The organism is Acidovorax sp. sif1233 (assembly GCF_019218755.1).
In the GTDB taxonomy this organism is placed as follows: Bacteria; Pseudomonadota; Gammaproteobacteria; order Burkholderiales; family Burkholderiaceae_C; genus Acidovorax.
The window spans coordinates 267,515-281,825 of record NZ_JAHUWZ010000001.1; the positions used below are offsets into that span (position 1 = coordinate 267,515).

Annotated in this window: 12 protein-coding genes; all 12 read left to right on the top strand. The window is 67.7% G+C overall.

The genetic code is table 11. The features are described from left to right. Positions 1–2: 2 nt before the first annotated feature. The 12 genes from KW843_RS01235 to murF all read left to right on the top strand — a co-directional run bounded on the left by KW843_RS01235 (position 3) and on the right by murF (position 14,272). Positions 3–1,238: a class I SAM-dependent rRNA methyltransferase gene (locus KW843_RS01235; RefSeq protein WP_218293283.1), complete on the top strand. Its 1,236-nt coding sequence runs from the start codon at positions 3–5 to the stop codon at positions 1,236–1,238. Between the two features lie 114 nt (positions 1,239–1,352). Further along, positions 1,353–2,414 (top strand): GTP-binding protein, encoded by a 1,062-nt coding sequence (locus KW843_RS01240; RefSeq protein WP_218293284.1) that lies wholly within the window; start codon positions 1,353–1,355, stop codon positions 2,412–2,414. 181 nt (positions 2,415–2,595) lie between these two features. Further along, the gene (gene dksA, locus KW843_RS26955; RefSeq protein WP_218293285.1) at positions 2,596–3,396 is read left to right on the top strand and encodes an RNA polymerase-binding protein DksA; all 801 of its coding nucleotides are present in this window, start codon (positions 2,596–2,598) and stop codon (positions 3,394–3,396) included. Between the two features lie 39 nt (positions 3,397–3,435). After that, complete coding sequence (locus KW843_RS01250) at positions 3,436–5,205, top strand: STAS domain-containing protein (protein ID WP_218293286.1); 1,770 nt, start codon at positions 3,436–3,438, stop codon at positions 5,203–5,205. 246 nt (positions 5,206–5,451) lie between these two features. Further along, entirely contained in the window at positions 5,452–6,018 is a 567-nt protein-coding gene (gene hslV, locus KW843_RS01255; protein WP_218293287.1) for an ATP-dependent protease subunit HslV, read from the top strand. Between the two features lie 116 nt (positions 6,019–6,134). Then, positions 6,135–7,460: an ATP-dependent protease ATPase subunit HslU gene (gene hslU, locus KW843_RS01260; RefSeq protein WP_218293288.1), complete on the top strand. Its 1,326-nt coding sequence runs from the start codon at positions 6,135–6,137 to the stop codon at positions 7,458–7,460. A gap of 255 nt (positions 7,461–7,715) precedes the next feature. Beyond that, positions 7,716–8,144, top strand: a complete 429-nt coding sequence (gene mraZ / locus KW843_RS01265) for a division/cell wall cluster transcriptional repressor MraZ (RefSeq protein WP_218293289.1) — start codon at positions 7,716–7,718, stop codon at positions 8,142–8,144. An 8-nt stretch (positions 8,145–8,152) separates the two neighbouring features. Further along, positions 8,153–9,079 (top strand): 16S rRNA (cytosine(1402)-N(4))-methyltransferase RsmH, encoded by a 927-nt coding sequence (gene rsmH, locus KW843_RS01270; RefSeq protein ID WP_218293290.1) that lies wholly within the window; start codon positions 8,153–8,155, stop codon positions 9,077–9,079. 132 nt (positions 9,080–9,211) lie between these two features. Next, positions 9,212–9,547: a cell division protein FtsL gene (gene ftsL, locus KW843_RS01275; RefSeq protein WP_218293291.1), complete on the top strand. Its 336-nt coding sequence runs from the start codon at positions 9,212–9,214 to the stop codon at positions 9,545–9,547. Then, the gene (locus KW843_RS01280; protein WP_218293292.1) at positions 9,544–11,289 is read left to right on the top strand and encodes a penicillin-binding protein 2; all 1,746 of its coding nucleotides are present in this window, start codon (positions 9,544–9,546) and stop codon (positions 11,287–11,289) included. Before ftsL ends, KW843_RS01280 begins: the two co-directional genes overlap by 4 nt. Then, positions 11,286–12,794, top strand: a complete 1,509-nt coding sequence (locus tag KW843_RS01285) for a UDP-N-acetylmuramoyl-L-alanyl-D-glutamate--2,6-diaminopimelate ligase (protein ID WP_218293293.1) — start codon at positions 11,286–11,288, stop codon at positions 12,792–12,794. Before KW843_RS01280 ends, KW843_RS01285 begins: the two co-directional genes overlap by 4 nt. Continuing rightward, positions 12,791–14,272 (top strand): UDP-N-acetylmuramoyl-tripeptide--D-alanyl-D-alanine ligase, encoded by a 1,482-nt coding sequence (gene murF, locus KW843_RS01290; RefSeq protein ID WP_218293294.1) that lies wholly within the window; start codon positions 12,791–12,793, stop codon positions 14,270–14,272. The genes KW843_RS01285 and murF overlap by 4 nt, the downstream gene beginning before the upstream one ends. Positions 14,273–14,311: the final 39 nt, after the last annotated feature.

The following is a 14,311-nucleotide window of genomic DNA, read 5'->3' on the forward strand; positions in this document are numbered from 1 at the left end:
TCATGAAAACCCTTCGCCTTCGCCCTGGCAAAGAGCGCTCGCTCTTGCGCCGCCACCCCTGGATCTTTGAATCGGCCATCGCCAAGGGCGGCGGCGACAGCGGCGAGACCGTGCGCGTGGAATCGCACGAGGGCCAGTTCCTGGCCTGGGCGGCGTTCAGCCCCAGCTCGCGCATCCGCGCGCGGGTGTGGAGCTTTGACGAGGCGCAGCGTATCGATGCTCCTTTTTTCATAGCTGCTTGCGCGCGCTCCATCATCGCCAGAGCCCGTTTTGATGTACAAAGCGACGGTGTGCGCCTGGTGCACGGCGAGTCCGACGGCCTGCCGGGCCTCATCGTGGACCGCTATGGCGACACCCTGGTGGCGCAGTTCACCAGCGCCGGGACCGAGCGCTGGAAGGACGTGATCGCCGATGCCCTGCTGCGCGAGACGGGCCTGGCCAAGCTCTATGAACGCTCGGATGCCAGCGTGCGCTCGCTCGAAGGCCTCCCGCCCGCCACCGGCTGGCTGCGCGGCGGCCCCACGGGCGCGCCGGGCGCCGGCGAAGGCCCGCCGCTCGAGCTCACCATCCACGAACACCAGTGGAACCTGACGCTGAACATCGCCGAAGGCCACAAGACCGGCTTCTACCTGGACCAGCGCGACAGCCGCAAGCGTTTTGCCGACTACGCGCAGCGCCTGGGCTTCAAGGACGTGCTCAACTGCTTTTGCTACACCGGCGGCTTCAGCGTGGCCGCGCTGGCCGGCATGCGCGCCAGCGGCGCATCGGCGGACGGGCATGTGACGTCCATCGACTCCTCCGGCCCCGCCCTGGAGCGCGCCCGCGCCCATGTGGCGCTCAACGGGTTCGACCTGAACCACGCGAGCTTCCTGGACGCGGACGTGAACGCCTCGCTGCGCCAGTTCCTCAAGGAAGGCCGGCGCTTCGACGCCATCGTGCTCGACCCGCCGAAGTTCGCGCCCACGGCGGCCCACGCCGAGCGCGCTGCACGCGCGTACAAGGACATCAACCGCCTGGCGCTGCAGCTGCTCACGCCGGGCGGCGTGCTGTTCACCTTCTCGTGCTCGGGCGGCATCAGCGCCGACCTGTTCCACAAGATCGTGGCATCTGCGGGCGCCGACGCGGGCGTGGACGGCTTCATCCTGGAGCGCCTGGGCGGCGCGCCCGACCACCCGATGACCCTGGAATTCCCCGAAGGCGAGTACCTCAAGGGGCTGGTGGTGATGCGCAAGGGCTGAGCGCGGCAAGGGCTTGACAGCGTCGGTACACTGAAAACAACCCCTTGCGCCACGCACACCCGGCCCGCAGTGCCGGGTGCAGCGCATGGGTTCATCCCTTGAAGGACAAGAAACATGGCATTGATCCCCGTCACCATCCTCACCGGCTTCCTGGGCTCGGGCAAGACCACCTTGCTCAAGCGCCTGCTCTCCGAAGCCCACGGCCAGAAGATCGCCGTGATCGAGAACGAATTCGGCGAAGAGAACATCGACAACGACATCCTCGTGACCGAGTCCAAGGAGCAGATCGTGCAGATGAGCAACGGCTGCATCTGCTGCACCATCCGCGAAGACCTGCGCGAGACGCTGCAGCTGCTGGCCGCCAAGAAGCGCAAGAACCTGCTGGAGTTCGACCGCATCGTCATCGAGACCACCGGCGTGGCCGACCCCGGCCCCGTCGCGCAGACCTTCTTCATGGACGAGGAGATCGCCGAGACCTACCTCATCGATTCCATCATCACGCTGGTGGACGCCAAGCACGCGCCCCAGCAGCTCAACGACCGCCAGGAAGCGCGCCGCCAGGTGGGCTTTGCCGACCAGATCTTTTTGTCCAAGACCGATCTGGTCAGCGCCGAGGAAACCGACGCGCTGATCCATCGCCTCAAGCACATGAACCCGCGCGCGCCCATCAAGGCCGTGCATTTCGGCGAGGTGCCGCTGTCGGAAGTGCTGGACCTGCGGGGCTTCAACCTCAATGCCAAGCTGGACATCGACCCCGAGTTCCTCAAGGAAGAGGGCGACGGCCATGACCACCACGACCATGACCACGAGCATGGCGAGCACTGCAGCCACCCCTCGCACCAGCACGACCACGGGCACCGCCACCACCATCACCACGATGACGACGTGAAAAGCTTCGTCTTCCGCTCCGAGCGGCCGTTCGATCCGGCCAAGCTGGAGGATTTTCTCGGGGCGATTGTCAACATTTATGGCCCGCGCATGCTGCGCTACAAGGGCGTCCTGAACATGAAGGGCACCGAGCGCAAGGTGATCTTCCAGGGCGTGCACCAGCTCATGGGCAGCGACCTGGGCCCCCAGTGGGCCGAAGGCGAGCCGCGCACCAGTAAGATGGTCTTCATTGGCATCGACCTGCCCAAGGACATCTTTCTGCAGGGGCTGGAGCAGAGCCTGGTCTGACCCCGGCGGGGCGGCCCGAGGGCAGGGGGTTGGCGGCTGGTTTGTGTTGTATCTGCAACGTTTCCGTTTGCGTCAGCCCAGGTCGATACAATCGCGCCCCGGTAAAACCCCGGAAGGCTTGCCACCCGCCCTTGGCTGCGAATGCGGCTGGGGCCCGCCCGTATTGCGAGGAGACCAGGAAGTGAAAGCCGACACCAGCAAATCCAAGGGGGCCACCAAGGCAACCCCTGCCGCGGCGAAAACCGCCGCCGCCCCTGCGGCAACCAAGGCTGGCGCGAAGGCTGCCGCCAAGCCGGCTGCAGCACCCAAGGTCGCCGCCAGCCCGGCGGCCGTGGCGACTCCCGCTCCAGCACCCGTGCTGCAGGCCGGTTCGCAGGTACCCGTGCGCACAACCCGGCCTTCTTCCCGATTGGCCCAATTGACCGTACCATCCATGGCACAGACAGTGGCTTCGACCGCTGCCAAAGCCAGTTATCTACATACCATGCCCACGACCGTGCAAGCGCAGCCCACCTATACGGCTGCCAAAAAAGACCCCAAGCTGGCGAACAACTGGAAGACCAAGTCCGCCGCCGAGCTGACCGACGCCGAAGTCATGGCCATGCCTGACAGCGAGTACATGAACGACAAGCAGATGGCGTTCTTCCGCCTGAAGCTCGTGCAGCTCAAGCAGGACATCCACAACAGCGCCGGCGAAACCACCGAGCACCTGCGTGAAGACACCGTCGTCGTGCCCGATCCCGCCGACCGCGCCACGATCGAGGAAGAGCATGCCCTGGAGCTGCGCACCCGCGACCGCGAGCGCAAGCTGCTCAAGAAGATCGAGCAGTCCATTGCCCGCATCGACGCGGGCGACTATGGGTACTGCGATGAGACCGGCGAACCCATCGGCGTGGGCCGCCTGATCGCCCGCCCGACGGCCACGCTGTCGCTGGAAGCGCAGCAGCGCCGCGAACTCAAGCAGAAGATGTTTGGTGATTGACCTGGCCGCCCGGCCTGATCCCCACGCGCGCCCTGAGCCATGAGCAAGGAAGAAACCACCCCTGGCGGACTGCTTTCGAAGGTGGTGCGGTTTGTGCGCAATCCCACGGTCAACTGGACGGAGCTGGACTCCGCGCAGAATGACCGGGAGAGCCAGTACAGCAAGCAGATGCTCAAGGAGATGATCGAGCGCAAGCGCCGCAACGATTTCGTGCGGCGCCGCGAGTTCGATCAGTTGCGCAAGCTGCGCCAGCGCGAGGTGCTGCAGGGGCAGCGCACCGAGGACCCCACCGCCAGGCCGTCGTTCTTCCAGAGCAGCATGGCGTCGCCCGACGAACGCGCCGTGACGCTCAAGAAGATCGACGAGATCGAGGCGCAGATGTCGCAGCAGTGGTGGAAGAGCAAGCAAGGGGCCGAGGCGCCCACCCAGCCGGGCGTCATGCCCGAGCCCCCCAGCGCGGCAACGACGGATTCCGCGCACGCCAGGGCCTACGCGCCCACCGCGCCCGGCAGCCTGCCTGCGCCGCTGGGCGACAACAACAACCAGGCCGCCGGTGTCCAGCCGCTGTTTGCCGATGACAGCATGGCGATTGGCCGGTTTGGCGGCACCGATGCGCAAATGCTCGCGGGCCCAGGCCCGGGCGAAGCGTCCTTCAGCCCTGCGGCGGCTACAGCGGCAACGCCAGCGCCGGCATCCGAACCGGAGGAATTCGTGCACGAACCCGATCTAGAAGAAGCCGCCATCCGGTTCGCCAATGGCGACCACGCGGGGGCAGAGTCCGGCCTGCTCGACGTGCTGGCCCAGCACCAGCAGGATGATCCCGAAGAGCAACTCGAAATCTGGATGACGCTCTTCGACCTGTACCGCGCAACCGGTCAGCACGACCGGTTCGACACCCTGGCCATCGACTTCGCCGCACAGTACAGCCGTTCGGCGCCGCTGTGGTTCTCCATGCCGCAGCAGCTGGGCATGGCGCCGGCTGCCGCCGCGGCGGCGCCCGGTGCCACGGGCGCCGCGCCGGCCGGCGCGGTGCGCCGCGATTTCAGCTGGAATGCCCCGGCTTCCCTGGCGGTGTCGTCCGTCGCCGCGCTGCAGGCCTCCCTGGCCCGCGCCGCATCCCCCTGGACGCTGTCCTGGACGCGCCTGGCCGCCATCGACGAAGCCGCGGTGCCTTTGCTGGCCGACCAGTTCACCCAGTGGGCCGAGCGTGACGGGCAACTGGTGTTTTCGGGGGTCGAGAAGCTCAATGCGCTGCTCGACGCCAAGACCCAGTCCGGAGACCGTGCCACCAGCCCTGAGTGGTGGCGCCTGCGCATGGCGGCGCTGCGGCTCATGGGCAAGCCCGACGAGTTCGAACTGGTCGCGCTCGACTACTGCGTGACCTACGAGGTGTCGCCGCCCTCCTGGGTATCGCCGCGCTGCGGATATTCGGACAACGAGGGCGTGTCTTCCGGGGCCGCGCCGCTGTCGGTGGACAGCGACTTCATGGCGTCCGACCTGGGCGAGTCGGTGCCCGCGCCCGCGGACACGGGGCCCGTGGCCCAGCTCAGCGGCCACATCGACGGCGATGCCACGCCGCTGCTGGAGCCCTTCCAGGCCCTCCTGCGGCCCGGCGTGCCGCTCACCATTGTGTGCGACAAGCTCATCCGCGTGGACTTTGCCGCCGCGGGCTCGGTGCTCAACTGGGCGGCCGAGCAGCAGGGCCAGGGCCATGTGATCCAGTTTCACAACCTGCAGCGGCTGGTGGCCATCTTCTTCAATGTGATCGGCATCAACGAGCACGCCTGGGTGGTGCCCCGCAAGAACTAGGGCCACGCCCTGGCCGGCTGCTCCGCTCGGTGCGGCCGCCAGAGACGGCGGCTCTTCGGAACCGCCCTGCCCGGGCAGGCATGCCTGGAACCGCGGCCTCCGCCCCTTCTGCCGCGCGGCGCGCGGGAAGGCGGACGACGCTGGCGGGCCGGGCCAGGCCCGTTCGAAGGCGTCCGCTGGCCGCGCGCAGCGCCCCTGGTGGCGGTGTGCTTGCAAAATGGGGGCCTGTCCCCATCTGCGGCTGCTATGGACTCATCACCAAACCAATCCCCGGTGTTCCACGGCACCACCATCCTGAGCGTGCGCCGCGAGACCCCGGCAGGCATCCAAGTGGCCATTGGCGGCGACGGCCAGGTCACCCTGGGCAACATCGTGGTCAAGGGCACGGCCCGCAAGGTGCGCAAGCTCTACCATGGCAAGGTGCTCGCGGGCTTCGCGGGGGCCACGGCCGATGCCTTCACGCTGTTCGAGCGTTTCGAGGCCAAGCTCGAAAAGCACCAGGGCCACCTCACGCGCGCGGCCATCGAGCTCACCAAGGACTGGCGCACCGACCGCGTGCTGCGCCGCCTGGAAGCCATGCTGGCGGTGGCCGATGCGAGCGCGTCGCTCATCATCACGGGCAACGGCGATGTGCTCGAACCAGAGCAGGGCATCGTGGCCATTGGCTCGGGCGGCGCCTATGCGCACTCGGCCGCCAAGGCGCTGCTGGTGAACACCGATCTGTCCGCGCAGGACATCGTCAAGAAATCGCTCGAAATCGCCGGCGAACTGTGCATCTACACCAACATGAACCACACCATCGAGACGCTCTGAGCGCGCGGGATGGTCCTGCCCCCGGGGATGCCCCGGAGCGGTTTGCTCTGTTTTTTATAGCTGTTGGCGCTTGTTGAGCATGCGCTGGAGCCTCATTTGATACCAGGAAGACCTGTATGTCGTCCATGACCCCCCAGGAAATCGTCTCCGAACTCGACCACCACATCGTGGGCCAGGCCAGCGCCAAGCGCGCGGTCGCCATCGCGCTGCGCAACCGCTGGCGCCGCCAGCAGGTCGAGGGCAGCCTGCGCCAGGAGATCACGCCCAAGAACATCCTCATGATCGGTCCCACCGGCGTGGGCAAGACCGAGATCGCGCGCCGCCTGGCCCGGCTGGCCGACGCGCCCTTCATCAAGGTCGAGGCCACCAAGTTCACCGAGGTGGGCTATGTGGGCAAGGATGTGGATTCCATCATCCGCGATCTCGCCGAAATGGCGGTGAAGCAGACCCGCGAGTCCGAGATGAAGAAGGTGCGCACCCGCGCCGAAGATGCGGCCGAGGAGCGCATCCTCGACGTGCTGATCCCGCCGGCCCGGGCCGCGGCAGGCAGCGAGCCCGCGGCGGACAACACGGCGCGGCAGGTGTTTCGCAAGAAGCTGCGCGAAGGCGCCCTGGGCGACAAGGAGATCGAGATCGACGTGGCCGAGGGCCGCCCCCAGCTGGAGATCATGGGGCCCCAGGGCATGGAGGAAATGACCGAGCAGCTGCGCGGCATGTTCAGCCAGATGGGGCAGGACAAGCGCAAGACGCGCAAGCTCAGGATCGCCGAGGCCCTGAAGCTGCTCACCGACGAAGAGGCTGGCAAACTCGTCAACGAGGACGAGATCAAGGCCCGGGCCGTCGCCAATGCCGAGCAGAACGGCATCGTCTTCATCGACGAGATCGACAAGGTGGCCGCCCGCCAGGAGACCAGCGGCGCCGACGTGTCGCGCCAGGGCGTGCAGCGCGACCTGCTGCCGCTGGTGGAGGGCACGACCGTGTCCACCAAGTACGGGATGATCAAGACGGACCACATCCTGTTCATCGCCTCCGGTGCCTTTCACCTGTCCAGGCCCAGCGACCTCATTCCCGAGCTGCAGGGGCGTTTCCCGATCCGGGTCGAGCTGGAATCCCTGTCGGTGAAGGACTTCGAGGCCATCCTCACGCAGACCCATGCCTCCCTGGTCAAGCAGTACCAGGCCCTGCTGGCGACCGAGGGCGTCACGCTCGAGTTCGCGCCCGAGGGGATCACGCGCCTGGCGCACATCGCGTTCGAGGTGAACGAACGCACCGAAAACATCGGCGCGCGCCGCCTGTCCACCGTCATGGAGCGCCTGCTGGACGAGGTGAGTTTTGATGCCACGCGCCTGTCGGGCCAGACGGTCACCGTGGACGCCGCCTACGTGGACGCCCGCCTGCAGACGCTGAGCCAGGACGAGGATCTGTCGCGCTACATCCTGTGACCACTCGGTCAAGCCTTGAGAGGTCACTTTCATAGGCCTCTCTAAGTGCTTCTTTTTCAACGACTTTTGGCTTTCCTGTGCCTACAAAGTCGCGCCTAAGTCATTGATTTCATTGCAAAAGTTTGTTGGACACCCCCTTGTTCGGTGTGCTTTTCCTGCTACAGTGCAAAAAAGTGCAATTAAGTGGTGAAAAGTGCCCTCCAGGTCCATTGCACGGACCGGCGAGGCGCAAAAACCGAGTTGGGAAATCCGTCCGTGTTTCAAGGTGCTTCGTCGCTGAGTCTCGATGCGAAGGGTCGGCTGTCCGTGCCGACCCGGCATCGTGACGTCCTCGCGGCCACGGCGTCCGGCCAGCTCACCATCACCAAGCACCCGCACGGCTGCCTCATGGTCTTCCCCCGCCCGGAGTGGGAGAAGTTCCGCGAGCGCATCGCCCAGCTGCCCATGTCCGCCCAGTGGTGGAAACGCATCTTCCTGGGCAATGCCATGGATGTGGAGATGGACGCCACGGGCCGCGTGCTGGTTTCGCCCGAGCTGCGCGAGGCGGCCGGTATCTCCAAAGACACCATGCTGCTGGGCATGGGCAACCATTTCGAACTCTGGGACAAGGCCACCTACGACGAGCAGGAGGCCAAGGCCATGCAGGGCGAGATGCCGGATGTCTTCAAGGACTTCTCCTTCTAAGGCGCGCGGTGACATCCTCCTTGCAACACACCACCGTCCTGCTCGAAGAAGCCGTGGATGCCCTGCTGGGCGGCGCCGGCGCCACGCCCGCGGGCACCTGGGTGGACGCGACCTTCGGGCGCGGGGGGCATTCGCGCCTCATCCTGCTTCGCCTGGGGCCGCAGGGGCGCCTTGTCGCCTTTGACAAGGACCCCGAAGCCATTGCCGAAGCAACGCGCATCACCGATGCGCGTTTTTCCATTCGGCACGAGGGTTTTCGCCATCTGGCCGACCTTCCGCCCGCCAGTGCGGCGGGCGTGCTGATGGACCTGGGCGTGAGCTCGCCCCAGATCGACAGCCCCGAGCGGGGCTTCAGTTTCCGTTTTGACGGCCCGCTGGACATGCGCATGGACACCACGCGCGGCGAAAGCGTGGCCGATTGGTTGGCCACGGCCGAAGTCGGTCAGATTGCGGAGGTGATACGTGACTACGGTGAAGAACGGTTTGCTGGCCCCATTGCAAAGGCGATTGTTGCTCGGCGCGAAGAACGGGGTCCTCTTGCAACCACCGCCGAACTGGCCGACCTCGTGGCTGGCGCGGTCAAAACCCGCGAAGCGGGCCAGAACCCTGCAACGCGCACATTTCAAGCTCTTCGGATTTTCATCAACGCCGAGCTTGAAGAGCTGCAACAGGCGCTAGAGGCCAGCCTCTCGGTGCTGCAGCCGGGCGGGCGGCTGGTGGTGATCAGCTTCCATTCGCTCGAAGACCGCATCGTCAAGCAGTTCATCGCCAAACACTCCAAGGAGGTCTACGACCGCCGCGCGCCCTTTGCCGCGCCCCAGGCCATGAAGCTCGTGGCCCTGGACCGCATCAAGCCCGGTGCCGCCGAAGTGGCGGCCAACCCCCGTTCGCGCAGCGCCATCATGCGCGTGGCCGAGCGCACCGAGGTGCAGTGATGAAGCGCCGCCCGAGTCGCTTCGCGCCTTCCCCCTCCAGGGGGACGACGCCCTCGCTGCGCAACGGCCCTGGCCCGGTGTCCCTGGGTGGGGCCGTGGCGGTTTCATGCTGCGGCGTGGCAGGCAACTGACATGACAAGGCTCAACGTCGTCTTGCTGGTGGCCGTGCTGGCCAGCGCGATCTATCTCGTGCACACCCAGTACGAGTCGCGCCGCCTGTTCACCGAGCTCGACCGCGCCACCGCCGAGGCGCGCCGCCTGGAAACCGAACACCAGCGCCTGCAGGTGGAAAAGCGTGCGCAGGCCACGCCGCTGCGCGTGGAGAAGATCGCGCGCGCGCAGCTCAACATGCGCACGGCCACGCCGGCCATCACGCAGTATGTGTCCGACCCCCAAGGGGTGGCCGCCGCCACGGCCGCCGCGGCCGCCAGTGCGGCGCCGTCCCGGACCGAAGGAGCGCAGCCATGAGCCGCAGCGTGCTCTACACCTCCAGCCCGCTGCTGGCGAGCAAGACGCCCGTCTGGCGCAGCAAGTTCATCGTGGCGGCGATCGCGCTGGGTTTCATGGGGCTGGCGGGGCGCGCTGCCTACGTGCAGGTGTTTGGCAACGCCTTCTTCCAGCGCCAGGGCGAAGTGCGCTTCGCGCGCACGCTGGAGCTGCCGGCCAACCGCGGCAAGATCGTGGACCGCAATGGGCTGATCCTGGCGTCCAGCGTGCCGGCGGCCAGCATCTGGGCGATTCCGGAAGACGTGGAGCAGGACAGGCCCGAGGTCCGCGCCAAGCTCAAGCAACTGGCCAAGCTGCTCGACATGCCATTGGCCGAGTTGCAGCGCAAGCTGGCCGATGAAGACAAGACCTTCGTCTGGATCAAGCGCCAGCTCGACTGGGATGTGGGCCGGGAGATCGCGGCACTGGACATCAAGGGCATCTACCAGCGCAAGGAGTACAAGCGCCAGTACCCCGAAGGGGAAGCCGCGGCCCACGTGGTGGGTTTCACCAACGTGGAAGACCACGGGCAGGAAGGCATGGAGCTGGCCTTCGACAAGGAGCTGGCGGGCAAGGCGGGCTCGCGTCGCGTGATCAAGGACCGCCTGGGCCGGGTGGTCGAGGGCGTGGGCGAGACCGTGCCTCCAGTCGATGGCAAGGACATGCAGCTGTCCATCGACAGCAAGGTGCAGTTCTTTGCCTACCAGAAGCTGCGGGACCAGGTCGCGCTGCACAAGGCCAAGGCGGGCAGCGTGGTGGTGCTCGATGCCCACACGGGCGAGCTGCTGGCGCTGGCCAACTACCCGAGCTACGTCCCCGACAAGCGCCAGAACCTCACGGGCGAGCAGCTGCGCAACCGCGCGCTCACCGACGTTTTCGAGCCCGGCTCGACCATGAAGCCGTTCACCATCGGCCTGGCGCTGGAATCGGGGCGTGTGCGGCCCGACACCATCGTGGACACCAATCCGGGCCGGATCAACATCACGGGCTCCACCATCTCCGACACCAGCAACCACGGCGTGCTCACGGTGGAAGGGGTGATCCAGAAGTCGAGCAACGTGGGCACCACCAAGATCGCCATGCAGATGCCCGCGCGCGAGATGTGGGAGACCTTCTCGGCCGCGGGCTTCGGCCAGAAGCCGCAGCTGCATTTTCCTGGCGTGGTGACGGGGCGCCTGCGCCCCTACAAGACCTGGCGCCCGGTGGAGCAGGCCACCATGTCCTACGGCTACGGCCTGTCGGCCAGCCTGTTCCAGATGGCGCGCTCGTACACGGTGTTCGCCAATGGCGGCCGCGTGATTCCGGCCACCATGTTCAAGACCTCCGAGCCCGCCCTGGGCGTGCCCGTGTTCTCCGAACGCACCGCCGACCAGGTGCGCAAGATGCTGCAGATGGCCGCGGGCCCCGGCGGCACCGGCCAGAAGGCGCAGACCCTGGGCTACTCGGTGGGCGGCAAGTCCGGCACCGCGCGCAAGCAGGTGGGCAAGAACTACGCCTCGGGCAAGTACCGGGCATGGTTCACCGGCATGGCGCCCATCGACAAGCCGCGCATCATCGTGGCCGTGATGATCGACGAGCCCAGCAACGGCGTGTTCTACGGCGGTGCCGTGGCCGCGCCCGTGTTCAGCGAAGTCGTGCAGCAGACGCTGCGCATGATGGGCGTGCAGCCGGACATGGCGGTCAAGCCGCAGATCGTGGCCAAAGAGGTGGAGGAATCGCTATGACAACGGCCTTGCCTTTGCTCGCCTCGGTGCACGACGCCGTCGCCTGGCTGCGCGAGCGGGTCACCGGCACGCTGCAGACCGACAGCCGGCAGGTGCGCCCCGGCGACGGTTTCATCGCCTGGCCCGGCGCCGCGACCGACGGCCGCGCCCACATCGCGGACGCGCTGTCGCGCGGCGCCGTGGCCTGTCTGGTGGAGCATGAGGGCGTGGAGGCATTTGCGCTCGAAGGCTTGCCGGTGGCGGCGCTCCATGGCCTGAAGGCGGCCACCGGCCTCATCGCGGCCGACTGGTTCGGGCAGTCCACGCAGCGCCTGGATGTGCTGGCCGTGACGGGCACCAACGGCAAGACCAGCACCAGCTGGTGGCTGGCCGAAGCGCTCAATGTGCTATCAAAAAATGAGCTTATTCCGCAAGGTGGATGTGCGCTGGTAGGCACTTTGGGTATGGGCACACCGCCCGCACTCACCAGCACGGGCATGACCACACCCGACCCGGTGCGGCTGCAGCGCGCGTTCCAGCAGTTCACCGATGCGGGCCGCACGGCCTGCGCCATCGAGGCCTCGTCCATCGGGCTGGCCGAGCACCGCATGGCGGGCACGCGCATCCGCGTCGCGCTGTTCACCAACTTCACGCAGGACCACCTGGACTACCACCCCGGCATGGCCGCCTACTGGCAGGCCAAGAGCATGCTGTTCGACTGGCCCGGCCTGCAGGCCGCGGTGGTCAACATCGACGACCCGCGCGGTGCCGAGCTGCATGCCTCGCTGGCGGACCGGCTGCTGGACCTGTGGAGTGTTTCCATCACCGGCCCCGCGCGGCTCGCGGCGCGTGACATCGCCATGGGCGAGGGCGGCCTCTCCTTCACGGTGGCCGAGGGCGTGCACACGCATGTGCTGCAGACGCGCGTGATCGGGCAGTACAACGTCTCCAACCTGCTGGGCGTGCTGGCCGGGCTGCGCGCCTTGGGCGTGCCGCTGGAGCACGCGCTCTACGCCTGCGCCCAGCTCTCGCCCGTGCCCGGCCGCATGGAGCGGATCCACCACCCCGGGCAACCCCTGGTGGCCGTGGACTACGCCCACACGCCCGACGCGCTGGACAAGGCCCTGCAGGCGCTGCGCCCGGTGGCCCGGGAGCGCGGCGGCAAGCTCTGGTGCGTGTTCGGCTGCGGCGGCGACCGCGATGCGGGCAAGCGCCCCCTGATGGGCGCCGTGGCGCAGCAGCAGGCCGACCTCGTGGTCGTGACCAGCGACAACCCGCGCAGCGAAGACCCCGCGGCCATCCTGCACCAGATCCTGCAAGGCACCATCGCCAGCAACGTGGTGCGTGCCGAGCCCGACCGTGCCGCCGCCATCGCCCTGGCCGTGGCCGAGGCCGCGCCCGCCGATGTGGTGCTGATCGCCGGCAAGGGCCATGAAGACACCCAGGAGACGGCGGGCGTGCGCGTGCCGTTCTCCGACATGGCCCATGCGCAGAGCGCGCTGCAGGCCCGTGGAGCACGCCCATGAGCGCCACCCCGGCCGTGATGATGACCCTGCAGCAGGCGCTGGCCCTGGTGCAGCCGCGCATTCCCGCCGCGCGCCTGGTGGGCGATGGGGCCACGCCGCTGGCCCGCGTGCACACCGATACGCGCAGCTTGCAGGCGGGCGACCTTTTCGTGGCGCTCAAGGGCGAACGCTTTGACGCCAACGCCTTCCTGGCCGATGCCCGCGCCGGTGGCGCCGCCGCCGCCATCGCCCATGGCGGCCTGCAAGCCGCCGGCCTGCCCGGCATCGAGGTGCCGGACAGCCTGGCCGCGCTGGGCGCGCTGGCCGCGGGCTGGCGCGCGCAGTTTGGCCTTCCGTTGATCGGCGTGACGGGCAGCAACGGCAAGACCACGGTGACGCAGATGATCGCGTCCATCCTGCGCGCCTGGAAAGGCGAGGCCGCGTTTGCCACGCAGGGCAATTTCAACAACGACATCGGCGTGCCTTTGACACTGCTGCGCCTGCGTGCCGGCCATGCGGCGGCCGTGATCGAGATGGGCATGAACCACCCGGGCGAAATCGCCACGCTGGCCGCCATGGCGCGGCCCACGGTGGCACTGGTCAACAACGCGCAACGCGAGCACCTGGAGTTCATGCACACGGTGGAGGCGGTGGCGCGCGAGAACGGCTCCGTGTTGGCCAGCCTGCCCGCCGACGGCGTGGCGGTGTTTCCTTCGGGGGATGCCTACACCGCCCTCTGGCGCTCGATGGCGCCGGGGCGCCGCACCGTCACCTTTGGCGAAGGCGGCGATGTGGCCTGCGCACAGGCTGCGTGGGGCCAGGGTGCCTGGGCCGTCACGCTGGCCACGCCGCGGGGCGAGGTGGCCACCCAGCTGCACATTGCCGGGCGCCACAACGTGGCCAACGCGCTGGCGGCCGCGGCCTGCACGCTGGCGGCGGGCGCACCGCTGGCCGCCATTGCGCAGGGGCTGAACGATTTCGCGCCGGTCAAGGGCCGCTCGCGCGCCTTCAGCGTGCGCATCGCGGGCCGCGAGGTCACCGTGGTGGACGACACCTACAACGCCAACCCCGACTCCATGCGCGCCGCCATCGACGTGCTGGCCGAACTGCCCGGCCCGCAGCTGCTGGTGCTGGGCGACATGGGCGAGGTGGGCGACCAGGGGCCGCAGTTCCATGCGGAGGCCGGTGCGCATGCGCGCGCGGCCCGCATCCCCTGCCTCTTTGCGCTGGGAGACCAATCGGTGCACGCCACCACGTCCTTTGGCGAGGGCAACGGCGGTGTGGCCCGGCATTTCAACGATAGGGGCGCGCTGCTGGATGCGGTGCGCCAGGCCCTGCCCACGGTGGGCAGCGTGCTGGTCAAGGGATCTCGATTCATGAAGATGGAACAGGTGGTGGAGGCGATCGCCTCTGCCGCGCAAGCGCAGGACAACCAGGAACAACAAGAGCGACAACCGCCGACGCAGGCACGGGAGGGACACCATGGCGCAACGCATTGAGAGCGTGCTGGAAGCAGCAGTCGGAGCCTGCGTCCGTGG

Bases quoted from the DNA above. Each gene is read 5' to 3' on its own strand.
- KW843_RS01280 (WP_218293292.1), top strand. From the start codon at position 9,544: ATGAGCCGCAGCGTGCTCTACACCTCCAGCCCGCTGCTGGCGAGCAAG.
- hslV (WP_218293287.1), top strand. From the start codon at position 5,452: ATGGACTCATCACCAAACCAATCCCCGGTGTTCCACGGCACCACCATC.
- KW843_RS01250 (WP_218293286.1), top strand. From the start codon at position 3,436: ATGAGCAAGGAAGAAACCACCCCTGGCGGACTGCTTTCGAAGGTGGTG.
- KW843_RS01240 (WP_218293284.1), top strand. From the start codon at position 1,353: ATGGCATTGATCCCCGTCACCATCCTCACCGGCTTCCTGGGCTCGGGC.
- ftsL (WP_218293291.1), top strand. From the start codon at position 9,212: ATGACAAGGCTCAACGTCGTCTTGCTGGTGGCCGTGCTGGCCAGCGCG.
- murF (WP_218293294.1), top strand. From the start codon at position 12,791: ATGAGCGCCACCCCGGCCGTGATGATGACCCTGCAGCAGGCGCTGGCC.
- hslU (WP_218293288.1), top strand. From the start codon at position 6,135: ATGTCGTCCATGACCCCCCAGGAAATCGTCTCCGAACTCGACCACCAC.
- KW843_RS01235 (WP_218293283.1), top strand. From the start codon at position 3: ATGAAAACCCTTCGCCTTCGCCCTGGCAAAGAGCGCTCGCTCTTGCGC.
- KW843_RS01285 (WP_218293293.1), top strand. From the start codon at position 11,286: ATGACAACGGCCTTGCCTTTGCTCGCCTCGGTGCACGACGCCGTCGCC.